The 23428-nt window shown below is 54.8% G+C and carries 20 protein-coding genes; 9 read left to right on the forward strand and 11 right to left on the reverse strand.

Going from position 1 to position 23428, the window contains the following annotated elements; genetic code table 11:
- Positions 1 to 21 precede the first annotated feature (21 nt).
- The 6 genes from JJB07_RS15405 to namA form a co-directional block, all read right to left on the reverse strand.
- The gene (locus JJB07_RS15405) at positions 22 to 1941 is read right to left on the reverse strand and encodes a stage V sporulation protein D (protein ID WP_201637312.1); all 1920 of its coding nucleotides are present in this window, start codon (positions 1939 to 1941) and stop codon (positions 22 to 24) included.
- A gap of 151 nt (positions 1942 to 2092) precedes the next feature.
- Positions 2093 to 4321 (reverse strand): PASTA domain-containing penicillin-binding protein, encoded by a 2229-nt coding sequence (locus tag JJB07_RS15410; protein ID WP_201636570.1) that lies wholly within the window; start codon positions 4319 to 4321, stop codon positions 2093 to 2095.
- Complete coding sequence (locus tag JJB07_RS15415; RefSeq protein WP_201636572.1) at positions 4321 to 4707, reverse strand: cell division protein FtsL; 387 nt, start codon at positions 4705 to 4707, stop codon at positions 4321 to 4323. The genes JJB07_RS15410 and JJB07_RS15415 overlap by 1 nt, the downstream gene beginning before the upstream one ends.
- Positions 4708 to 4756: 49 nt before the next feature.
- Positions 4757 to 5704 carry a 16S rRNA (cytosine(1402)-N(4))-methyltransferase RsmH gene (gene rsmH, locus JJB07_RS15420; protein WP_201636574.1) on the reverse strand — a complete coding sequence of 316 codons (948 nt, stop codon included), beginning with the start codon at positions 5702 to 5704 and terminating at the stop codon, positions 4757 to 4759.
- A 12-nt stretch (positions 5705 to 5716) separates the two neighbouring features.
- Positions 5717 to 6148, reverse strand: a complete 432-nt coding sequence (gene mraZ / locus JJB07_RS15425; protein ID WP_201637313.1) for a division/cell wall cluster transcriptional repressor MraZ — start codon at positions 6146 to 6148, stop codon at positions 5717 to 5719.
- Positions 6149 to 6345: 197 nt separating this feature from the next.
- Positions 6346 to 7365 (reverse strand): NADPH dehydrogenase NamA, encoded by a 1020-nt coding sequence (gene namA, locus JJB07_RS15430; protein ID WP_201636576.1) that lies wholly within the window; start codon positions 7363 to 7365, stop codon positions 6346 to 6348.
- Positions 7366 to 7493: 128 nt separating this feature from the next.
- On the opposite strand from namA, the gene JJB07_RS15435 reads away from it, so the two are divergent.
- The 8 genes from JJB07_RS15435 (at position 7494) to JJB07_RS15470 (ending at position 15434) form a co-directional block, all read left to right on the forward strand.
- Positions 7494 to 7844 (forward strand): winged helix-turn-helix transcriptional regulator, encoded by a 351-nt coding sequence (locus JJB07_RS15435; protein ID WP_201636578.1) that lies wholly within the window; start codon positions 7494 to 7496, stop codon positions 7842 to 7844.
- A 156-nt stretch (positions 7845 to 8000) separates the two neighbouring features.
- Positions 8001 to 9002: a DUF3880 domain-containing protein gene (locus tag JJB07_RS15440; RefSeq protein ID WP_201636580.1), complete on the forward strand. Its 1002-nt coding sequence runs from the start codon at positions 8001 to 8003 to the stop codon at positions 9000 to 9002.
- Positions 8999 to 9676: an acyltransferase gene (locus JJB07_RS15445; protein ID WP_201636582.1), complete on the forward strand. Its 678-nt coding sequence runs from the start codon at positions 8999 to 9001 to the stop codon at positions 9674 to 9676. The genes JJB07_RS15440 and JJB07_RS15445 overlap by 4 nt, the downstream gene beginning before the upstream one ends.
- A gap of 17 nt (positions 9677 to 9693) precedes the next feature.
- Positions 9694 to 10800: a DegT/DnrJ/EryC1/StrS family aminotransferase gene (locus JJB07_RS15450; protein ID WP_201636584.1), complete on the forward strand. Its 1107-nt coding sequence runs from the start codon at positions 9694 to 9696 to the stop codon at positions 10798 to 10800.
- Entirely contained in the window at positions 10797 to 11756 is a 960-nt protein-coding gene (locus JJB07_RS15455; protein WP_201636586.1) for a Gfo/Idh/MocA family protein, read from the forward strand. The genes JJB07_RS15450 and JJB07_RS15455 overlap by 4 nt, the downstream gene beginning before the upstream one ends.
- Complete coding sequence (locus JJB07_RS15460; RefSeq protein WP_347338365.1) at positions 11753 to 13780, forward strand: DUF1796 family putative cysteine peptidase; 2028 nt, start codon at positions 11753 to 11755, stop codon at positions 13778 to 13780. Before JJB07_RS15455 ends, JJB07_RS15460 begins: the two co-directional genes overlap by 4 nt.
- Positions 13777 to 14355 (forward strand): hypothetical protein, encoded by a 579-nt coding sequence (locus tag JJB07_RS15465; protein ID WP_201636589.1) that lies wholly within the window; start codon positions 13777 to 13779, stop codon positions 14353 to 14355. Before JJB07_RS15460 ends, JJB07_RS15465 begins: the two co-directional genes overlap by 4 nt.
- Complete coding sequence (locus JJB07_RS15470; protein ID WP_201636591.1) at positions 14352 to 15434, forward strand: tetratricopeptide repeat-containing glycosyltransferase family 2 protein; 1083 nt, start codon at positions 14352 to 14354, stop codon at positions 15432 to 15434. Before JJB07_RS15465 ends, JJB07_RS15470 begins: the two co-directional genes overlap by 4 nt.
- A gap of 25 nt (positions 15435 to 15459) precedes the next feature.
- Here the strand turns inward: JJB07_RS15470 and JJB07_RS15475 are convergent, their stop codons facing one another.
- From JJB07_RS15475 to JJB07_RS15485, 3 genes are all read right to left on the reverse strand, one after another.
- Positions 15460 to 15912 (reverse strand): helix-turn-helix transcriptional regulator, encoded by a 453-nt coding sequence (locus JJB07_RS15475; RefSeq protein WP_201636593.1) that lies wholly within the window; start codon positions 15910 to 15912, stop codon positions 15460 to 15462.
- A gap of 477 nt (positions 15913 to 16389) precedes the next feature.
- Positions 16390 to 17283 carry a ketopantoate reductase family protein gene (locus JJB07_RS15480; protein WP_201636595.1) on the reverse strand — a complete coding sequence of 298 codons (894 nt, stop codon included), beginning with the start codon at positions 17281 to 17283 and terminating at the stop codon, positions 16390 to 16392.
- Entirely contained in the window at positions 17280 to 18368 is a 1089-nt protein-coding gene (locus JJB07_RS15485; RefSeq protein ID WP_201636597.1) for a GTP pyrophosphokinase, read from the reverse strand. Before JJB07_RS15485 ends, JJB07_RS15480 begins: the two co-directional genes overlap by 4 nt.
- 157 nt (positions 18369 to 18525) lie before the next feature.
- Here JJB07_RS15485 and JJB07_RS15490 point away from each other — a divergent pair, with 157 nt between their 5' ends.
- Positions 18526 to 19704 (forward strand): cytochrome P450, encoded by a 1179-nt coding sequence (locus tag JJB07_RS15490; RefSeq protein WP_201636599.1) that lies wholly within the window; start codon positions 18526 to 18528, stop codon positions 19702 to 19704.
- An 87-nt stretch (positions 19705 to 19791) separates the two neighbouring features.
- Here JJB07_RS15490 and JJB07_RS15495 read toward each other — a convergent pair whose 3' ends face one another.
- Complete coding sequence (locus JJB07_RS15495; protein ID WP_201636601.1) at positions 19792 to 21675, reverse strand: ATP-dependent nuclease; 1884 nt, start codon at positions 21673 to 21675, stop codon at positions 19792 to 19794.
- A gap of 184 nt (positions 21676 to 21859) precedes the next feature.
- The gene (locus JJB07_RS15500) at positions 21860 to 23389 is read right to left on the reverse strand and encodes an acyl-CoA carboxylase subunit beta (RefSeq protein ID WP_201636603.1); all 1530 of its coding nucleotides are present in this window, start codon (positions 23387 to 23389) and stop codon (positions 21860 to 21862) included.
- Between the last annotated feature and the right edge of the window lie 39 nt (positions 23390 to 23428).

A 23428-nucleotide genomic window follows, 5' to 3' on the forward strand; every position in this document is an offset into this window, starting at 1 on the left:
TTCCACCCGTTCCAGACAAGGTTATTGCTTCTTCTGCTCCGTCGGCGCCTGTTGATCGGAGAGATACAGACGGACGGTGGAACCGGGCGGAACTTTGGTTCCGGCGGCCGGTGATTGATCGACGATGTATTTGCCCGTTCCTGTGGTCTCCGTTTTCAGTTGGAGGCCCGCACCGAGCATTTCTTTTTGTGCATCTTGGACCGACATGCCTGCGATCAGCGGCACTTCGACCGGTTTGACGTCGAAGTAGTTGTACTCCTTGGCAAGGCCTTCCTTGGAAGTCGGCACGTTCAAGTAGTGCAAGCTGTCCCCGAGGATGTTCCCGACGACCGGTGCTGCGATGACGCCCCCGAAGATCAGCGGTGCTTTCGGGTTGTCAATCGCGATGTACGCAACCAGACGCGGGTTGTCGACAGGAGCCATGCCAATAAAAGATACGATGTAATGTCCGCTTTTATAAGCGCCGTTTTCTGCAACTTGCGCCGTACCAGTCTTGCCGCCGACTCGATAGCCTTCGAGATAAGCGTTTTTACCGGAGCCGCGTGCGACGACCGATTCGAGCGTTTCGCGCACTTGGCGGGCGGTATCTTCGGATACGACGCGGCGTACCGCTTCCGGCTTGACCTCTTCGATGACTTGGTTGGTTTCGGGGTCGCGCCACTCTTTGGCAAGATGCGGTTTCATCAACGTGCCGCCGTTGGCGACCGCTGAAACGGCCATGACTTGCTGAATCGGCGTAACGGAAACGCCTTGGCCAAACGAAGTGGTCGCAAGGTCGACCGGCGTCACTTTGTTGACGTTGAAGAGGATGCCCTTGCCTTCACCCGGCAGGTCGATGCCGGTTTTTTGACCGAAACCGAACTTGTCGATGTAGTCGAAGAGTTTTTCCTTGCCCAATTTCTGACCCATCAGCATGAAGCCCGGGTTGCAAGAGTTCTCGACGACGTCAAGCATCGTCTCTTGCCCGTGCCCGCCCGCTTTCCAGCAACGAATGTTGCGTCCGCCGACGGTGTAGTACCCGGGGTCGTAGAACGGGTCTTGGAGCGTGATTTTTTTCTCTTCCAGCGCCGCCGCCAGCGTCACGATCTTGAACGTCGAACCCGGTTCGAAGTTTTTCCAGATCGCGAGGTCGCGGTTGTACGTTTCTTGCGGGTAGCTGCGATAACTGCCGTTTTTGAAGGACGGGTAGTTGGCAAGCGAGAGAATCTCGCCCGTCTTGGGATCGGCGACGATCGCCATGACCCCGTCGGGGTTGTACTGCGCGACGACGTTCTCGATCTCGCGTTCCACAAACGTCTGAATCTCGCTGTCGATCGTGAGCGTTAAGTTCTGCCCGTTCTGCGGTGCGACGTACTCATCGTCTTCCTTGGGCATCTCTTCCCCGCGCGCGTTGGCGAAGAACGAGATGCGTCCGGGCTTGCCTTGCAGACGGGAGTTGTACCACGACTCGACACCGGTCAAACCTTGGTTGTCAACACCGGCGAACCCGAGAATGTGCGAGGCCAGCCCGTCTTCGGGGTAGTAGCGCTTGCCTTCCTCGGTGACATAAATGCCCGTGAGGTTGAGGTCGCGGACCTGCTTGGCTTTTTCATCGGTGACTTTGCGTCCGCCGGGGGCCAGATAGACCATCAGCGCACGTTTTGAGATTTGCTGTTGAACTTTTTCCTTGGTCATTTCGAGAACCGGGGCGAGCTTCGCCGCCGTGCCCTCCTTGTCCTTGACTTGCGCCGGAATGACCACGACAGTCGGAGCACTGCCATTGTAGGCGAGCACTTCGCCGTTGCGGTCCGTTATCTGCCCGCGCTTGGGCTCGACCGGAATGTTGCGTCGCCACAGGTCTTCCGCCTGTTCGGTCAGCCAAGGCGCTTGGATCATCTGTATGTAGCCCAGTCGCAAGATCAGGCAGAGGAACAGAACGGCAAGCATGGCAAGGACGATCATCAAACGTTTGCGCAGCGTGACTTGAGACAGCAATTGCACAGCCAGACCTCCTTTTCCGTACTGCTCTAAAACTATGCAGGAAAAAGAGGTACAAGAACCCGGCTTGACCATGCCCGTCCGCCGTCCATTAAACACAAGAAAACCCGCAGCGTCAAGACTGCGGGGAGAAATCCAACTTGACTGTGGTACCGAATGGAACCATCGTGCCGGGTGCCGTGGCTTGTTTGGTCACGTAACCGGAGCCACTCGGTTCCATCTGCAATTGCAGGAGTGACAACGTTTCCATCGCTTCCCGCATCGAGAGGCCGCGCAGGTCGGGCATCTTCACTTTTCCGTCCTTGCTGCCTTCGGGCCCGAAGTAGACTTTGACTTCGGTTCCTTCCGGAATTTGTCCGTAGGTGATGTCCGGCCACTGGCCAGTCACTTTCGGTCCATCGCCAACTCCTTGAATCTTGAGACCGTTTTGCTTGGTCAATTCGTTGGCTTGGTCCTTGGTGGTGCCAATCAGGTCCGGCACTTTGACGAACGTTTTCGGCTCGGCCGGTTTGGTGGACGCTGCAGCGTCGCCCGGTTTCGCGTTTTTGTCCGGGACGGTGTTGTCATTCGGGTCGATCGGTACTTGCAAGTAGCGCAGGGCTTCTTCCAAGACGACTTTGCCGGACGGTGCCGCGACAATCGAACCGAACTGCAACGGTGCGTTGCGAGTCGCTTGGTCGACGTCGACGTAGATCAGCAGACGCGGGTTGTTCGCCGGTGCGAAGCCCGTGAAGGACAGACGGTATTTGCTGTCATCGTAGCCTGCGCCTTTCTCCTTGGGCACCTGAGCGGTACCGGTCTTGCCCGCGACGTGATAGCCTTTGATGTAGTCGGTCTTGTTGGCGTCGGCGAGTACCGTTTCCTCCAAAACTTGGCGAACCGTTTGGAAGACTTCCGGGTTGGCCACTTCGTGCGCAACTTTGGGCTGGACTTCTTGGACGGTCGCTCCCGACTTCTGGTCACGGAATTCCTTGACGACGTGCGGTTGGAAGACTTTGCCGCCGTTGCAGACCGCCATCATCGCTGCGACCTGTTGCATCGGCGTGACAGAGACACCTTGACCAAACGACGTGGACGCGAGGTCGATGTCGCTCATTTTTTTCGGGTCAAAAAGCGAAGAGTTCTCTTCGCCCGGCAAGTCGATGCCGGTCGGTTTGTCGAACCCGAATTGGTAGAGATAATTGTAGAGAGACTCCTTGCCAAGCTTCTGCCCGATCTTGACAAACCCGACGTTGGAGGAGTTGTACACCCCTTCGCGGAAGGTGATGTTCCCGAAACCAGTGCCGTTCCAGTCGCGGACGGTCATGCCGTCGACGGTGATGGAGCCGGATTGGAACGTTTCCGAGAGATCGAGTTTGTGTTCGGCCAGTGCTCCGGTCATGACGAACGTCTTGAACGTAGAGCCCGGTTCGAACGAACGGAGCGCCCAGTTGTTCCAGAGCGCTTCCTTGTCAGACGTTGCGTACTCGGCCGGTTTGAACGTCGGACGGTTGCCAAGCGCGAGAATTTCACCGTTGTTCGGGTCGGCGACGATGATCGTCGCGTGTTTCGGTGCGTACTTCTGCACGATGTTGTCCAGTTCGTCCTCGACAAAGTGCTGAATCGTGCCGTCAATCGTCAGCACGATGTCTTTGCCGTCGGTCGGTTGCTTGGTGACTTTCGGCTCGTAGTTCGGCAGTTGGTAGCCGTCACGGTCGGTGAAATACTCCACATGACCCGGCACCCCGGTTAACTCCTTGTCGTACACAGACTCCACACCTGCGAGTCCGGTCTCGGTGTCGCTCGTGCCGCTGATGCCGTAGAAACCGAGAACGTGAGACGCAAGCGCTCCATTGGGATAGCGGCGGATGTCCACTCGGTTGGCGGTGATGCCCTTGTACTTTTTTTCCTTGTGCGCCGCGTCGAGCTTCTCGGCGATGCTGGCATCGACTTTTTTCCCTTTGGGGCCCAAGCCGACGCCTTGCACTTTGGGATCGGTGTTGGCGATGTAGCCCAACACCTCTTGCTCTGTCATGCCAAGCAAAGGAGCGAGGAATTTTGCGTATTCCTCCGGCGTGTCGCCTTTGTCCTTGGCATTGGCTTGGCGGAACGTGCTCACGTCCACGTTGATGTCGTAGGCGACACCGGTGAAGGCGAGCTTTTGACCGTTGCGGTCGTAGATGGCGCCCCGTGTGCCGACGACATCCTTCTCGGTCTTGATCCAATCTTGGGCTTTGTCCGAGAGGGAGTTCGCCTCGGCGACTTGTACATAAAAGAGGCGCAAGACCAGGGACGACATGCCGACCAAGAGACCGAAGCGCAAGAGCTTCGAACGCTTACGGAAGGTGCGGTCCTGCTCTTTCATTAGTTTTTGCTCCCTTGCTGAACGACGATCATCTGGTTGTCTTGCACTTGCTTCATGCCCAGTTGGTTCGTCGCAACGCTTTTGATGCGTTCTGCCGATTCCATTTGGAGCACTTGCTGTTCAAGCTTGAGCTGCTGGTCCTTCATCGCTTGCAGTTCCCCGCGTTGGTTCTCCAACTGGTAGTTGAGAGACACCATGTGCGCATAGCGGCCGGCCAGCGAGATCGTGACGGCGAGACAGAAGATGACGGTGATCAGCCATTTTACTTTGTTTTTCGCTTCCGCTTTCTGCTGCGGAGAGCGGTTAGGTTGCTTTTTCGGTTGGTATGAGGGCGCGGGCTCTGCTTGCGGCAGCGGACGCGCGAGGTTATCCCGGTATGTTGACATCTTCGGTCTTGCTCCCTTCTCCCAAGTTCCAGTGTACAGGTTCCGTTGGTTAGAGTTTCTCGGCGATACGCAGTTTGGCGGAACGTGCCCTTGGGTTGTGCGCCAGTTCTTCCTCAGAAGGAACGATCGGCTTTCGCGTGATCAGTTTCACGCGCGGCTTGTTGTTGCACTGACAGATCGGCAATTGTGGCGGACAAATGCAGCCACGGGCGGCTTCTTGCAGGGCAAGCTTCGCCATGCGGTCTTCTAAGGAATGGAAGGTAATGATTGCCACCCGACCCCCCGGGTTCAAAACGTCGATTGCTTGTTGAATCGCCTCGGCGAAGACGTTCAACTCGTCGTTGACCGCGATGCGGATACCTTGGAACGTCCGCTTGGCGGGATGGCCACCTTCTCGGCGTGCAGCGGCGGGAATGGCCGCTTTGATGATGTCAACCAATTGTCCAGTCGTCTCGATCGGCGCTTTGGCACGATCGCGGACGATGAATTCAGCGATGCGTTTCGACCATTTCTCTTCCCCGTATTCATAGAGGATCTTCATGATCTCATCTTGACTCCACTCGTTGACCAGATCGCGTGCGGTAAAGTCTTGCGTCTTGTCCATGCGCATGTCAAGAGGCGCATCGTGCTGGTAACTGAATCCACGCTCTCCCTCGTCGAGTTGCGGCGAGGAGACACCTAAGTCAAACAACACTCCATCCACCCCGGAGAGTCCCTGTTCGGCCACGATGTCCGCTAATCGGCGAAAATTGGAATGGACAATCGTGAACCGCCCTTCGTAGGGGGCGAGTACTTTTTCGGCATTGGCGATGGCGATGAGGTCTTGGTCGATCGCAATCAGGCGGCCGGTCGGCGAACTGGCCTCCAAGATGCGTCCCGAGTGACCTGCACCTCCGAGCGTGCAATCCACATAGATATGGTCAGGCTCCGGTTGCAGAGCCTCCACCGCTTCTTTTGCAAAAACGGAAATGTGATGAAAGGTCGATGTATCCGACATTGGTTAACACTCCTACAAATCGAAATCGATTAGTTTTTCCGCAATCTCAGCAAACGAGTCTTGAGATTGGGCACAGTACTGATCCCAAGCTTCCTTGCCCCAGATCTCGACGCGATTGGACACGCCGATTACGACACAATCCCGGATAAACTTGGCATATTCTCGTAGATGGTTCGGGATGTTGACGCGACCTTGCTTGTCGAGTTCACACTCAGTAGCCCCTGAGAAGAAAAAGCGACTGAACGCGCGGGCATCTGCTCTCGTAAATGGTAGAGTCTTCAACTTTGCCTCTAGACTCTCCCACTCGCTGCGCGGGTATACGAACAGGCATGAATCTAGTCCACGGGTCACAACAAAGTTCGCGCCAAGCGCGTCCCGAAATTTCGCAGGGATGATCAGGCGTCCTTTGTCATCAATGTTGTGTTGATATTCCCCCATGAACATTGCCTCTTCACCCACCTTGCGGAAAAGTGCACCACTTTCCCCCACTTTCCACCACTGTTGTCTGGTATTCGGTTCTATAAAAAGAAATCCTGCCATGTGAATGGCAGGAATGTCATGTTTTTCACCCATTACATTAAAATGGTTCTAGAGACTCAAAACATACGTTCGTCTCTCTGTTACCAGAGATACAGTCTGACTTAATAAGCCCGGGCATATGAGTTCGGCAACTCAAATGTCACTTTCAATTCTTGCGCCGCGACTTTGGCCCAATGTGCGTTTCGCAGCAAGCCGCGTCCAACTGCGACGAGGTCTGCCCGGTTGTTGCGCACCACTTCTTCGGCGAGGGCCGGGGTGTCGAGCAGGCCGACCGCGATGGTGGGGATGTCTGCCCCTTGCTTGATGGCGTCCGCAAACTGCACTTGGTAACCCGGATAGATCGCCGGCGGTGCCACCGGCAGAGTTCCGCCGGAGGAGCAGTCCACCATGTCAACGCCCGCTTGTTTGAAAGCGGCGACCATCTTCACCATTTCGTGGATGTCGATGCCTTCGTTCGAATACTCGGTCGCCGACACGCGCAGCAACAGCGGCATCTCAGCCGGGAGAACTCCTTTGACCGCTTGGATGACGTCGAGTGCGAAGCGCAGGCGTTTTTCAAACGACCCGCCGTATTCGTCTGTGCGTTTGTTGGTCAACGGGGAGAGAAATTGGTTGATCAGGTACCCGTGAGCGCCATGCAGTTCCACCGTGTCGAACCCAATTCGCACCGCGCGTTCGGCCGCCGTTGCAAAAGCCCCCACAATCTGGGTGATTTCCCCCACCGTGAGCTCTTGCGGTACCGCATAGCGCTCAAAGTGCGAGAGGGCAGTCGGAGCGACGTTCGGTTCATCGGTTTCCGCTTTGACGCCGGCGTGTGCGAGTTGGATCGCCATCTTGGACCCGTATTGGTGCCCGAAATCGACGATGCGCTTCAAGCCTGCTTCGTGCTCGTGGGACCAGATGCCGATGTCGTGTCTCGAAATGCGACCCCGTGCTTCCACCGCGCTCGCTTCGAGCATGATCAGCCCGATTCCGCCAATCGCCCGTGCGCCGTAGTGAACAAAGTGCCAATCGGTGACGGTGCCGTCTGTGTTCGCTTGGTACTGACACATCGGCGACATCATGATTCTATTTTTTAAGGACAACCCTTTGATCGTGTACGGATCGAATAAGCCTGCCATTGAAAAATCCCCTTTCCTTAATATGGGTTCACGATAGCAAATGCACTTTCGATAGTAAAGTAAGCGTACTTACGGAAAGACTGTGCTATACTGATACTAATAGAACTCTGAGTAAGGGAGCGAGCGAGATGTCTGAATTGAATCCGTGTTGTCCGATCGAAGTGACACTCGGTGTCATCGGCAAAAAGTGGACCGTTCTGATCATTCGCGAGCTGTTCGATGGCAAGAAGCGTTTTTCCGAGATCGCCACGTCCTTGCCGATCTCCTCGAAACTGTTGACCGATCGGCTGAAAGAATTAGAGGAGCATGGCATCATCAACCGTACGATCTACCCGGAGATCCCGCCGCGCGTGGAGTACACGCTGACGGAAAGCGGATTGACGTTGACCAGTGTCTTAGATGCGTTGCGCGAATGGGGCTCGCAGCATTATGCGAACCACCTTTGCCACGAAGATGAGGAACAACCGACGACCGAATAACGAAAAACCCTGACCCTAGACGCAACTCGCGTGGTGGATCGGGGTTTTTTTGTGTCTTTTGACCCAAATATAGGCGTTTATCCCTTCCGTCTATGCCCGTGACGTCATTTACTATCTCAGCAGGAGTACAACTCGCGGGAGAGGAGGCGTTCGAAGGTGCGCGTGTTGTTTTTTGACAGCAATGAGGTTCTCCTCCATTTGTTGCCCAACGGGTTCTATGACGGCGGCCATGACATCATGGTGGTACCGGCCGAGAGTGAGGAACGGGTTCGGCAAGTCATCTCCGGATTTCAGCCGGATGTGGTCCTCACATACGGCTGGGGCAATGAACAGCTCCCGGAAAAGCTGTGCTGGATTCGCGCCTGTACGCGAGAAGTCGGCATCCCCCACGTCTACTGGTCTGTGGAAGACCCGACGTTTCTGGACAATTTCGTCAAGCCTGTCGTATTGACGCATGGACAGCCGGACTTCGTGTTCACCATCTGTGAAGAATCTGTGCAAGAGTATGCCAAACTCGGCATCCCCGCCGCTCCTCTCGATTGGGGGTTCCAGCCTTCCATTCATCGCCCTTTGCCTCCGATCTCCAAGTACGATGTCTCGATTGCCGTCGTCGCCAACTCCTACCATTGGGTGCTCGGGCAATATGACATCGACTACCGGATGGAATCGATGCGCGTGCTGATTCAACCCTTGTTGGAGCAGGGCATCCGCATCGACTTCTGGGGCAAGGGCTGGGAAGGCATGAAACCGTTTCTCGGGCAAGACATCCCCGCAGACTGGTTGCACGGGCAGCTGTCGTATCTGGAATGCAACAAGGTCTACAGCTCCGCCAAGATCGTGATCGGATTGCAGAATTTCCTGACGCAGATGACCCAGCGAACGTATGAGATTCTCGGGTCGGGCGGTTTTTTGATCACCTCCGACACGCCCGCGGTGCGCAAGGTGTTCACGCCGTGGCGAGATTTGGTGGTGTCCTCGACTCCGGAAGAGACACTTTTTCTCGTGGACTATTATCTCCGCCATCCACAGCATCGGGACACCATCCGCACCCAAGGGCAGATGGCAGTCCAAAAAAACCACAGCTACCGCGAACGGGCGGACTACATCTTGCGCGTGCTTCGCGAAAAAGGCATCTTGAAACAGGAGGGAACGGTATGATTCCAGCCTCTGCAAAAATCGGCGATTCTGTGGTGATCGAAGACGGAGTGATTCTCGGCGAAAACGTCACAATCGGGCATCACTGCGTCTTGCTGGCCGGAACCAAACTGGGCGACAACGTCACCGTCGGCCATCACTGCGTCCTCGGCGTTAGACCGGGTGGCAACGCCACTATGCGGACCACGGGCGTGTCGAATCTGACGCTCACCATCGGCTCCGGCACGCGCATCGGGCAATTGGTCTCCCTCTATACAGGCACCGTGATCGGAGAGAATTCGTTCGTCGCCGACCATGCCAGCATTCGGGAAAACGTGGTGATTGGGCCCGGCACCGTCATCGGACGCGCCGCAATCGTCGAGTTGAATACGACCATCGGCGCCTCCTGCACGATTCAAACGAACGCCTACGTCACGGGCGATACCACGATTGAAGACCATGTGTTCATCGGGCCCTGTGTCTCGATGTCCAACGACAAGTACATGGGCGCACAACCCTATTCTCTGGCAGGCCCGACGATTCGAAGCGGTGCCAAGATCGGCAACAACGCAACGCTTCTGCCCGGCGTCGTCATCGGCAAACTCGCCATCGTCGGCGCAGGCTCCGTCGTCACCCGCGACGTGCCGGACCAGACTGTGGTCGTCGGCGTCCCTGCCGCCTTGCTGGATCCCAGTTGACGAGGAGGCGACCCCACATGCAAGTCCCGTTTTTAGATTTACAGGGAGAATACCAGCTGCTGGGTGATGACATACGAACCGCCGTGTTGGAGGTACTCGCCAGCGGTTCCTACATCCTCGGTCCCAAGGGGCGGCAGTTGGAGCAAGACCTCGCCGCTTATGTCGGAACCAAGCACGCGCTCGGCGTCGCCAATGGAACGGATGCGTTGCTGTTGACGCTTGAAGCGCTGGGAATCGGTCTTGGAGATGAAGTGATCACCACGCCGTTCACGTTTTTTGCGACGGCGGAAGTCATAGCCAGCACGGGTGCCACACCCGTTTTTGTCGACATCGACCCGGCGACGTACAACCTCGACCCGAACTTGCTGGAAGCAGCGATCACAGCCCGCACCAAAGCGGTGCTCCTCGTGCATCTGTTCGGGCAAGTCGCGGACATGGAAAAAATTCAAAGCATCGCAGCCGCCTGCAACGTGCCGGTTATCGAAGATGCCTGCCAAGCGATGGGGGCCTCGTACCAAGGGAAAAAAGCAGGATCGTTCGGCATCGCCGGATGCTTTTCTTTTTTCCCGACCAAGAATCTGGGCGGTTTTGGCGACGGCGGGTTGATCACCACCGACGATGACGACCTCGCGCACAAGATCATCGGCCTGCGCAACCACGGCAGTTATGAAAAGTACGTCCACGTGCAACTCGGTCTCAACTCCCGATTGGATGAACTGCAAGCTGCCGTCCTCAGCGTCAAATTCAAAGTTCTCGACGCATGGAATGAAAAACGCCGCGCTCTCGCTCAGCGCTACACGCGCCACTTACAAGGGATCGTGCAAACTCCGGCGGTCGCTCCTGACCGTGAACATATATACCATCAATATTCAATCGAGAGCCCGCAACGTGACACGTTGGCAGCCCATCTCCAAGCAAAGGGCATTGCAACGGGCATCTACTACCCGATTCCCTTGCACTTGCAGCAGGTCTTCTCTCCACTCGGACATTGCGCAGGTGACTTCCCCGTTTCCGAAGCCGCCGCCCGACGCATCCTCGCGCTCCCGATTCACCCGCTGTTGACGGAAGTTCAGCAAGACTACGTGATCGAAGCCATTCGAGAAAGTGCAGGCGATCGCTCATGACACCTCTTCGAATCGGCCTCGTGGGGCTTGGCGCGATGGGCCAACACCACGGGCGAGCCCTCAGCCGGATGAAGCAGATCGTCCTCGCCGGGGTGTTTGATGTAGATTCAGTTCGCTGTCGGGAGATGGCCGCCCAATTGAACACCACCGCCTGTGGCTCGTATGCAGACCTCCAGCAACAGGTGGACGCCGTGGTGCTCGCCGTCCCCACTCCGCTCCACTTTGCCTACACCCGCGACGCGATTCAATCCGGGAAGCACGTCTTCGTCGAGAAGCCGTATGTGACGACGCTCGATGAAGCGGCGCAATTGGAAAACCTCCTTCAAAAACACCCGGTCATCGTCCAAGTCGGCCATATTGAGCGTTTCAACCCCGCCGCCCAGCAGTTGTTCCTCGCCGTGCAACCCTCTCAGATGTTGTTCTTGGAAGCGCGCCGCTACGGACCGGCGCAACGGTTGATGAAGTCGGATGTGATCTTGGACCTGATGATTCACGACTTGGATATCGTCTTGCAACTGGTGCACTCCCCCGTCAAAAAAATCTGTGCCCAAGGAATTTCGCTACAGTCCGGTGGAGAAGCGGATGTCGCAACGGCGGTGTTGGTTTTTGAAAACGGCATGCTGGCAAACCTCGTCGCCAACCGCGTAGCCTCGCGCAAAATCCGCTCGCTCTCGATCACGGAGACCCACCGCTTTCTCAACCTCGACTTCCTGACGCGCGAGCTCTCCATCTCCCGAATCGATGCCACACCCGCCGCGACCCCGTACCGTACAGAACACCTCGTCGAGCAGGTCGCCGTTCCACCGCTCGACCCGCTGACGAGCCAGTTGGAGCATTTCGTGCAATGCATCGAACGTTCACAGTCTCCACTGACCGGACCTGCTGAGGGAACCAAGGCGCTGGAAGTCGCGTTGCAAATTCGCAAGGTCTTGGAGGGAGGCACAACTTCTTGGTGAAATTGGCTGAACTGAAACGGGAATTTGATGCGGTGCTAAGCCTCGGCGGCAACTGTCAAACCGCCTACCAATTGGATCGCATCGGGCTGCGAAGCTCCTCCGGACCGCTGGATTGGATGCTCACGTATTCGTTGCCGATGCTGACGGAGTTGTTGCAATCTCGCTTCCAAGAGTACTTTGCGCGGGAGAACATTCAATTGTTGCCTGCAGGCGAAGGTGCGTATCATCACGTCCTGTTCGATGACAGGTACCAATCGACGTCCATGCATGACATCGACATCGTGCCGGGCCGAGAGTGGGTGGAAGACTATCCCGCGTTTCGAGAAAAACTGGATCGCAGAATCCGGCGTTTTTTACAACAGGTTGAAAAAAGTGACTCTGTGCTGTTCGTGCGCTTAGCGGGCACTCGGGAGCAGACGGAGGCCTTGGTGACCGCCCTGGAGGCGTTGCGTCCACAGGGCGATTTTTTCCTGCTCGTCGTGAATTACACAGATGATCGTCGGTTGATCGAGCTGGATTGGGGGTTGGATCGGGTCTGTTCCGTGCTTCTTCCCAATGACGACATCCGTTGGGAAGGCAATGATGCGGCGTGGGATGCGCTGTTTGACGGAATCACGCGACGCGAGGAGGTACAGCCGGTGACAAACACGCACTCCTTGGAAGGCTACAGCCACAAGGTCAGTTACGAGCCCGGTGAAACGATTCTGTTTAAAGTTCACTCGCCACAGCCGCAGTTTTCGGTCGAATTTATCCGTTTCGGGCTGGAGGAGCAATCGATGTACGAAGCCCACGGGATTGCGGGGTATGTCCAGCCCTACCCGCTGCATGCGTATCGGGACGGATGCAATTGGTCGACGAGTTATGCGTTCACGGTGCCGGAGGAATGGCCGTCGGGGCTGTATGCGGCGCGGTTGTTCGATGAGGCGGGCGGGTGGTTTTATATCACGTTCGTTTTGAAAGCACCACCGAAAAAAGCCAAACCCTCCCTGGTCGTACTTGCTTCCACGAATACATGGCAGGCATACAATGACTGGGGAGGAGCCTCCCTGTACGAGTATCATCTTTCAGACGGTCCGGGAAAAACGCACTCGGCGATCCTCTCGACGCAACGTCCGAATCCGTCGACCCTTCCGATTACGGAGGTCGGACATCTGGCGGGTGCGGAAAAAAATGTGCTGGCCTGGTTGGAGAAGCAAGGCCATCCGTATCAACTGATCGCCGATTGGGACCTGCACCACACGCCGGAGGTCTTGGAGGGAGCTTCGGCGTTGGTGATCAATACGCACGGAGAGTATTGGACGGAAACGATGTATGATGCGTTGGAAAGGTTTTTGAACCGCGGCGGTTCATTGTTGACGCTGTCGGCGAACAGCGTGTATTGGAAGACGGTGATTCAAGGGCATCAGTTGGAAGTGCGCAAGGATTGCGGTCTGCATGAGTTGACCGGGGAGCCCGGGGGTACGTGGGTGCATGTGAAACGACCGGAAGCGCGTGTGGTGGGAGTGGCTTTCAACACGGTGGCGCATGATTACAGCCCGTATCGCGTTGTACAGGCGGATCATTGGATTTTTGCGGGGACGGGTGTGAAAAACGGGGATTTGATCGGGCAGGCGGGACGCAATTTAGGCGGTGCTTCCGGCTGGGAGACTGACAAGGTCACGGCAGACTCTCCGGCGAATGTGGAGTTGCTGGCGAAAGGGACGAATGCGTTCGGGGCGGGTGCCGAGATGATGTATTACGCCCATCCTGGCGGCGGGGGCGTTTTTTCGGCGGGGTCGATTACGTTTGGAGGCAGTTTGTTGGTTGATCAGGTGTTGACCAAGATGGTGGAGAATGTGCTGACAGCTTTGAATGCAAGGAGTGATGTGAGTTGTCGAGTCAGAAGAAGCAGCCGACCTTGTTTCATAAATACATCTGCCCCGTGTGCCGCAACATCTCTCGGAAAAAAATCGACCGCCTGCGTCGCTCGAAAGACCCCAAAAGCAAAACAAAAGCGTCCTCGACCATTCTGCCTGATGGAGTGAAACCGAAGGAACCGGAAAAAGTCGGGGTGTTCTGGCAGGAATTGAAGCAGTCCTCGCCATTCGGTGATTCTGTTGACAGCAAACTCGTCGCGCCCACAGAACTTTTGAAGATTGTGGTTCCCACTGGGATCACGTGTCCGACCGGCATCACGTCTCCCACAGGCATCACATGCCCGACTGGGGGTTTTTTCGCACAGAGGGACTCGGTTTCAGATTCGCACGATACTTCTCTCCTCGAAGACTCCACATCCTTCTCGTTCACGCCACTCTCCATTGAGGACTTAGCCTTCGCTCCTGTTGAACTCACCGTCCAAGAACCCGGCCACTATCTCATCACCTACGAAATCAGCACGATTGAAACCAGCTACTTCGTCCTCGACATCCACGGCAAAATCGTCGCTCCCACCTCCTACTCACGCGGCACTTCCGGCGCGAACAAACGCGACACCGGGCAGATCGTCCTCCATTTCGTCGACGTCCCCGCCCCGGTCCGTCTGCAAAACGTCACCGGCTTCCCCATCCAACTCGCACCCGTCGAACACAGCATCCTCCTCACCCTGCGCAAACTCTCATGATCACGATCTCCCTCTGCCTCATCGTCAAAAACGAAGCGCTCACCCTCCCCCGCTGTCTCGACTCCATCCACGACCTCGTCGACGAACTCATCATCCTCGACACCGGCTCCACCGACTCCACCGTCGAAATCGCCGCCACGTACACACACCGCGTCTACCACTTCCCTTGGATCGACGACTTCGCCGCCGCGCGAAACGCCGCTTTTTCCTACGCCACCCAAGACTACATCCTCTGGCTCGATGCCGACGACCAACTGCTCGAACCTGACCGCGCCAAACTCCGACACCTCAAACAAACGCTCGATCCCGTGATCGACTTCGTCTCCTGCCCTTATGTTCTCGGCACAGATGACCACGGCCAAGTCCTCAGCTCCTGCAGACGCAACCGACTTCTCAAACGCGGCAAAAATTTCCGCTGGCACGGCGCCGTCCACGAATACCTCGCCGTCGACGGCACTCATCTGGAAAGCGACCTCACCGTCACACACTACCGCATGCACGGCGACACCGACCGCAACTTGCGCATCTACCAAAAAAAACTCGCCCAAGGAGACCCCTTCTCCCCCCGCGACCTCTACTATTACGGAACCGAACTTCTCCACCACAACCTCTACCCACAAGCCGTCTCCGCCTTCGAAGACTTCCTCAACTCAGACGAATGCTGGTTCGAAGATGCCATCGCCGCTTGCTGGAAACTCGCCGATTGTTTCGCTCAACTTAGAGAACCCGAACGTCAACACGCCGCCCTCCTCCGAGCTTTCGACTACGGCCCCCCACGCGCCGAAGTCTGCTGTCGGCTCGGGGACTTCGAACTGCAACGCAACAACTGGGAAAAAGCCGCCAAGTGGTTCGAACAAGCGACCACTCTGCCACTCTCCACCTCTCAATGGGGCGTTCTCCACCGCCCCTACTATACCTGGTTGCCCCATGTACAGCTTTGCATCTGCTATTTTCAGATCGGCGATCTCGACCATGCCTACCTCCACAACCAGATCGCCCGCGCCTACCGCCCGCAAGATCAACGCCTGCTCGCCAACAAACGTCTGCTCGAACAGACGCAAGACGCAAAAAAAACCTGACCCCCCACAGACGGAGGTCAGGTTTTTATTGACTCAGAATTTCATTGAAGCGCTGCCGCACCTCATCCTTGTCAAACGAATAATAGATGAGATAATTCTTCGGATCGAGGATGCGGTAATGTCCCGTGACGCGGTTGTGTTGCATCCGATATCCTTCGTGCTCGATGAACAGCGTCCAGAACACATGGCCCCCGAGCGTTTTGTACCACGGCTTTACGGCGCTCTGGCGGGCGCAGAGGTCGATGATCTCCATCACCGCGTCGCCAAACAGATTCTGCACGATCTCTCCGTCGCGAAACAACACCGCCACCGTCACCGACGTGGTGAAGCCGAATGTCTTGCGTCCCTTTTCGACTTCGACGAGCGTTTTCTTGGAAATGCCGATCATCTCGGCAAAACGGTCTTGCGTAACGTTCGCTTCGGCTCGAATCGTGCGGGTTCGTTCAGAAATCAGTTGGTCGAATTCTCGTTGTTCCATGCTCTATCCATCTCCCGTTTGACTCTTATAGTGTAATATTACACGATTCGAATCATTTTGCAACCCTGATATGGAAAAAAAAGAGACCAAAAGAGTTCAAGAACTCTCTCAGTCTACACAATGGGGTCATTTCAGAACGAACAAAAAGTGTGGAAGTCTCTGTGGATGTGATAAAAGGGGAGGCATCAGCAACCGTTTGCACGGCTCCACAGAAATCAGATCGGAACAATTCCGAAATTCCATAGTTTATATTGTAATCGCCCCATGCGTGAATGTAAATAGTAAACATTACGGTTTTGTGAAAAAACCTTGAACGAATAGAGGAAAATCTATGAAGGTTGTGTAAAAGGTTCCTATACACTTCCAATTCAGGAGGAATTTGCACAACCCCGGACGTGGGCGAAGTTGTTCGATGCTCGTCCACTTCGCACCCTTCAAAAAAAGGCCCGTTCCTGTACGCACAGGAGCGGGCTTTTTTTAGAGAGCACGGACGAGTTCGAGCATGGCGGTGTTGTACGGGGTCTTCACGCCTTGCTTGTGGCCGAAGGATTCGATGACTCCGCAGAGCGATTCGATTTCGGTTCGACGTCCGGCAAGCACGTCTTGGAGCATCGAGGACGTGTTGGCGGACGTTTGCCGGCAGACGTCGAGCACGCGGTCAAAGCTGTTGGTGAGGTGGACACCCTCTCCTCTTGCGATGGCTTCTGCTTCTTCGACGGTGAGGCGCATGATCCGCAGCAGCGAGGGGCTGTCGAGGAGCTCGCCGTTTTTTTTGCGATGGAGCGCGGTGAACGGGTTGATGCCGATGTTGACCATCGCTTTTTTCCAGACTTCGGTGCGGATGTCTTCGGAGAGCGTGACGGCGTGTCCGCAGGAAGTGAACAGCTCGGCCCACCAGTGGGCCGGGCTGTTTTTTTCAGGGAGGAGGTCCCAGTCTCCGAGGACGGTTTGGCCCGCGCCTTTGTAGTGGACTTGGGTGTTGCCGTCCGACGTGGCTCCGTGGGTAGTCAGCCCGAGTGCGAGTTGGGTCGGGTCGAGGTGTCGGGCGAGGGTTTCGCCGTTGCCGAGACCGTTTTGCAGGGAGAGCACGGGGATGTTCGCAGGCAGTTTTTGCGCGGCGGTGTGCGTGTCGTAACTCTTGACCGTGAGCAGGACGGCGTCCGCGTCAGAAGGCACGTCGCCTGTAACAGCGCTGACGTCCAGACGGTGCTCCTCCCCCGCCAAGTTCACGAACGCAAGCCCGTCTTGCAAAAACGCTTGCGCTTGCTCCTCGCGGCGGCAGACGAAAACGGGACGATGCCCGCCGCTGACGAGGACTCCGGCAAACAATCGCCCGATGGCTCCGGGGCCGACGATGGCGATTTTTTTCATAGGGAGATGGCCTGCTTGTAGAACAGCAAGATGTCCATCGCCAAGCGCTCTTCCAACGCCGGGTCCATGTTGGAAGAGCCGCGCACGTAGCGACGGACGAATTCCAAGGATTCTGTGCTCGCGACGAGGACGTTGCAGAGGTAGAGCAGTGAAATGCCCACGCTCATGATGTCGAGCGGGCGCTGTTGCGACTGGTAGACTTGCTTGGCGATCTCGACGATGAGGTACTTGTGCTTGTTCAGCCGTTCCTCGATGTCGGAGATCGTGTTCAGCCCGCAGAAGTGCAGTTTGTCGACCATCGCGCCGATGAAGTGCTCGTTGAGTTGGAGCAAAGCCCCCGAATAGGAAATGATCTGCTCGTCCAGTTCTTGCACCAAGGCACTGGTGTTGATGTAGGACTTCAGCGAGGCTTGGTCGATCAGCACGGTGGTCGGCTGGTCTTGGATCTGCTCTTGCACCTCGTTCTCGTATTCTTCGAGCGAATCGCGAATTTTCGTGAATTCAAGATCGGCGATCTCAAGCAGTCCGGCGAGACGGGAGAAACTTCGGCGGATCTCCTTGGGGATCGCTTGTTTGCTTTTGTAGCCCATGTCGTGTTCGATCTCCGCCCAAGTGTGTTGGAGGATCGAGCGGATTTGAATTTCCGCTTTGCACCCGACGAATCTGGCGTACTCCGTCAGCGACAGGCGCTTCTCCGGCAGTTTGACGACATAATGCAGCGAGAGGTAGCCGAAGCGATCCGGGTCGAGCAGTTCGCGTTTGTCCACGGAGTTTTGGATGTCGAGTTCGAATTCCTTCTCCACAAGTTTGGCGACGGCGTCCACTTCGTCGTTGTAATAGGTGATGATGCGCAGGCCGACGATGTCGGTGATTTGGTTAAGTGATGAATATTTTCCATCCGAACGGGCGATTTTCCCTTGCAGGCTGCGGCGGTCTTTGCAGCGGGCGGTGATCGAATGCACGTGGATGTCATTTTGCTTCAGCAGTTCTTGAATCAGCACTTCGATTTTGGTCTTGAAGTCCGAATAGATGCCGATCTCCTGGTCGTACTCCGCAAGGATCGGTGACAGGTTGTCTTTTTCCATCGTGGTCTTCCCCTCCACTCCGTCTACTTCTGTGTACTCCCATGATAGCGCATTATTTCCTGTCAAGCCATTGCTTCCTCGTGCTTTTCCGATTAGCATTGAAGTGTTAACAGAATTACATATCAATTCGTGCCAATTGAGAACGGAGGATTCACTTATGCAAAAAATGCCCGCTCTGATCATCCCGTCCCGCGGCTGGCTCAGCGCAGCGTCTCCCGATGTGTGGTACCGTGAGATGCGCGACGTCGGTCCGGTACACTACGATGCCGAACGCACCTGCTACGATGTCTTCCGTTTTGAAGATGTACAGCGTGTGCTCTCCGACCATGCAAACTTCTCCTCGCAACGTGCAGGCGAGGAATTGACGTCGCAGAGCATCATCAACATGGACCCGCCCAAACATATGAAGTACCGTCAACTCGTCGCCCAAGCGTTCACACCCAAAGCCATCGAAGCTCTGGCTCCGCGCATCGAAGAGATTGCGAAGGAACTGCTCGATGAAGTCGCGAATCAACCGGGCTTTGACATCATCCGCGACTTCTCCTACCCGCTGCCGGTCATCGTCATCGCCGAAATGCTCGGCGTGCCCAATGAAGATCGTGAGAAATTCAAGCACTGGTCCGACATCGTCGTCAAGGGCGTCGATTTCGAAGCGGGCGAGACGATTGAAGACAATATGAAACTGCGCCACTCCGTCACGCAAGAGCTCGGAGCGTACTTTGCGCAAGTTATCCAGTCCCGCGCGATTCAGCCGTCGAACGACTTGATCACCGCCCTGCTGGCGTCTGAAGTGGACGGGGAGAAACTGACGATTCCGGAACTGCTCGGCTTCTGCTTCCTCCTGCTGGTCGCGGGCAACGAGACGACGACCAACTTGATCGGCAACACGATGCTCTCCCTGCTGGAAACTCCGGCGAATTGGGAACGCCTCGTCCGTGAGCCGGACTTGCTGAATTCGGCGATTGAGGAAGGTCTGCGCTTCCGCTCTCCGGCACAGTCGATGAACCGCTTCACCAAGGAACCGGTGGAGATCGGCGGCGTGACGATTCCGGAAGGCACAGAAGTCATCGCGTGGATCGGTTCGGCGAACCTTGATCCCGAGAAGTTTGACCGTGCCGATGAATTTGTGATCGACCGCAACCCGAACCCGCACATCGCGTTTGGCATGGGCCCGCACTTCTGCCTCGGCGCACCGCTTGCTCGTCTGGAAGGACGCATCGCGATTCAAGCGTTGATGAACCGCTTCCCGACGATGAAGCTCGTGGAAGGTGCCGAGTTCAAGACGGTGGCAAGCCCGATTATCTACGGGTTGAAAAGTCTGCCGGTCGTCCGCTAGTGTTTTGAAAAAAAAGAACCTGTCTCCCGTGGGAGGCAGGTTCTTTTTTACAAGTGCTTGTGATTAGAGCCCGTCTGTAATTTCCACCTAGGTCGTGACGATAGATTCTTCTTGTTGCAACTTAAAAGATTCTTCGAATATCCCCTCCATTATCTTACGCCATGGTTCAGGTACATCCGTCCATGATTGACCCCATTGAGAACTAAACCTATAAGCTCTAAAAGGTTTTTCACTCGAGGGTGCTGGGTAGCCAAGTACATCCTCAATGCAGTTTTCCAGCATGATTCGTTTATCAGGCCCTCCCACCGCATCCAAAATAGGTTGGTTATGCATTTCGGCGTTTGGCTTACCAGTGTCTTTATCATGCATTGCATATGGCTGGATTCCCATAGCCTTCAGATATTTTACAAGTGAGGTAATACTACCTTTGCCACGAGCCTTTACAATCTGCCAGTTGTGGTAGATGTCCTTTCTCACTTTTTCAGGCATTCTGTTAATAGTCTCACGCAAGACAATATCTTCAGTGTCCCCCTCAACAATTAACACTTGCTTCGAGAAAAATACCTTTGCCATATAGTCATCGATTTTCAACAACATTTTTACGTATACCTTGTCATCCTCTTCCAATTTTTTGTACGCGTTTGTTGTATTAAGAGGATAAGAATGAATCTTATCGACCTCTATTGTTTCTGCTTCATACGCCATCTTCACTTTATCAACGGTGAGATTGTTGAGTATCTGCATTGGTCTTTTACTCAAATCAATCATATACGGCGAGTGAGTTGTGCATACAATTTGATTCTGTTGTGCCAACTCATAAATGGTATCTCGCATTTGTTTTGCTGCATTAGGATGAAGATAAATTTCTGGTTCTTCAAAACCGATAAGCAACGGTCTAATAGGAGAGCTTTCAGAACTGTTCTTTTTGTTATCTCGTATATTTCTGTATCTAAGCAAAGCGAACACAGCCGAACGAATCATCCCTGTTCCTTGCAGAGAGACAGGTGTTGTGATGTTACTTGACATAGTGATGTTGAACTGTGGTTTGATTACAGAATCCGCGTCGGACAATTTGGCCTGGGCATTAATTTTAGAGTCGGGAAAAACTTCGCCCAAAACACTATTCAATTCGCCCATCATCCCGCCGAATTCACTATCTTGATCGGATGGATCAAGTTCCAATGCGAGTTGATTAAGATAGTGCTGTGCTTGTTGATAGTTATGTGATGCTTCACGTACATCTTTAAAAAGTTCCTCCAGTGTTGTGACTAAAGTCCCTTTACTACCAGACAATTCTTCTGTTTTATCTTGGGCTGGGATAAGGAGAAACTTCGGCAGTTTCTGAAGAACGATAGAAGGGATGCCACCGGGATTAATGAACCAATCCTCCTCCGCCTCGTTGAAGTCATACATTTCATCTAATTCTTCTAGAATTTCTGTCTGCTTTTTAAGCAACTTTTTAGCTCGGTCTGCACCGGAAAACAGTTGATCAACGATTTCTTCATCCAAACCTGCATGAATGAGTTCGTTTAAGTTGGAACACGATTGAAATTCGGGCTTAATTGTACGTTTTAACTCCCGCATTTCAACAACATAATCCTTTCTTGGTTCAAACGTCTTTCTATAAACAATCCTATTTCCTGTTTCATAGCTGTCAAGCGGAAGTTCATACGACAAAATTCTTCCTTTAAAGCCTCTCCAAAATTTTGCTTCCTCTGGTACGTTTCGGAATTCTGCAGTTAATACCACTTTATCCGCAAGTCTAATATTTTCAGTACCACTCTCAGACGAAATATGGAAAAACTCTTCGTCTGGAATTTTTTTGATATCATTCAAGACGTAATTCAACGCTTGTAATACGGAGCTTTTCCCTATGTTATTTTGACCTATCAAGAATGTCGCATCTAAAAAATGAATCTCTGTGCAAACATGACGTCTGAATCCTTCAATTTTTAACGAATACAGTTTCATATTTTTCCCCCAATGCCAGAATGAATCTGGCTAAATTTTCTATTTTATCTCACCCTAATATTAGCATACTTATCAAAACAAATATAGAAAAAAGAAACAATTGTACCAAAAAGAAAAGGTGCAGCAGTAATGAAAAAATCCCCTCTTCAAAACGAAGAGGGGATTTTTACTAAAAGTACCGATATTATACCGGGTAGACCGGGTGTTTGCGGTCCGTGAACGGTGCGTACTTGGAGGAGTACACGTCGTAGCGGCGGACGAGTTCGGCGCGGAGGTCGTTCGGGTCGACGATGCCGTCGATGATCATCTCGGACGCCAGTTTGTAGATGTCGATGTCTTCGCGGTACTCGTCGCGCTTCGCTTCGATGAACGCGGCACGCTCTTCTTCCGGAAGTTCGGCGATCTTGTTTGCGTACACAGCGTTGACTGCAGCTTCCGGACCCATGACGGCGATGGAAGCGGACGGCAACGCGAGGCATGCATCCGGTTCGAACGCAGGGCCAGCCATCGCGTAGAGACCTGCACCGTACGCTTTGCGCACGACGACGGAGATCTTCGGCACGGAAGCTTCCGACATTGCGGAGATCAGTTTCGCGCCGTGGCGGATGATGCCGGCACGCTCGACTTTGGTCCCGATCATGAAGCCCGGAACGTCGGCGAGGAACAAGATCGGGATGTTGAACGCGTCGCAGAGGGTGATGAACTTCGCCGCTTTGTCGGCCGAATCGACGAACAGCACGCCGCCTTTGACTTTCGGTTGGTTCGCGATGATCCCGATGACACGACCGTTGATGCGACCGAGACCGGTCAGCAACTCCTGTGCGAACAACTTCTTGATTTCAAACCAAGAGCCTTCGTCGATCAGGCGGTTGATGAGGTCGAGCATGTTGAACGGCGCGTTTTGGTTCGCCGGGATGATTTCTGCAATCGACTTCTCGAAAGCTGCCGGGTCGAGCGCTTCTGCCACCGGCGGCATTTCGCTGTAGTTTTGCGGGAAGTAGCCGAGGTATTGGCGCGCTTGGTTGATCGCGTCTTGCTCGGTTTTCGCGAGCACGTCCCCGCAACCGGAGACTTGGCAATGCATGCGGGCGCCGCCCATTTCTTCGAGGGTGACTTTTTCCCCGATGACCATCTCCGCCATGCGCGGGGAGCCGAGGTACATCGAAGCGTTTTTGTCGACCATGATCACGATGTCGCAGAACGCCGGGATGTACGCACCGCCGGCAGCCGACGGCCCGAACAGAACGCAAACTTGCGGCATGCGGCCGGAGAATTTCACTTGGTTGTAGAAGATGCGTCCTGCACCGCGACGGCCCGGGAACATCTGAATCTGGTCGGTGATGCGCGCGCCTGCGGAGTCGACGAGGTAGATCATCGGGACGTTGAGTTTTTCAGCCGTCTCTTGGATGCGGATGATCTTCTCCACGGTGCGGGAGCCCCAGGAACCGGCTTTGACGGTGGAGTCGTTCGCCATAACGGCAACGGTGCGACCGCCGACTTTGCCCAGGCAAGTGACGACGCCGTCTGCCGGGAGATCGCCCGCCATAAAGTTGGCGAACATGGAGTCTTCTACGATAAAGTCGTCATCGAAGAGCAGGCGGAGACGGTCACGGACGAACAGCTTGCCGGTTTCGGCGTTTTTTTCATGGTATTTCGGTGCGCCGCCTTGTTTGATGCGGGCTACGCGATCTGCGAGCGTTTGGTCAAAAGTCATAGTGGGTATTTCTCCTCTCCAGAACCTATCAAGAACCTA

The organism is Tumebacillus amylolyticus (genome assembly GCF_016722965.1).
In the GTDB taxonomy this organism is placed as follows: Bacteria; Bacillota; Bacilli; order Tumebacillales; family Tumebacillaceae; genus Tumebacillus; species Tumebacillus amylolyticus.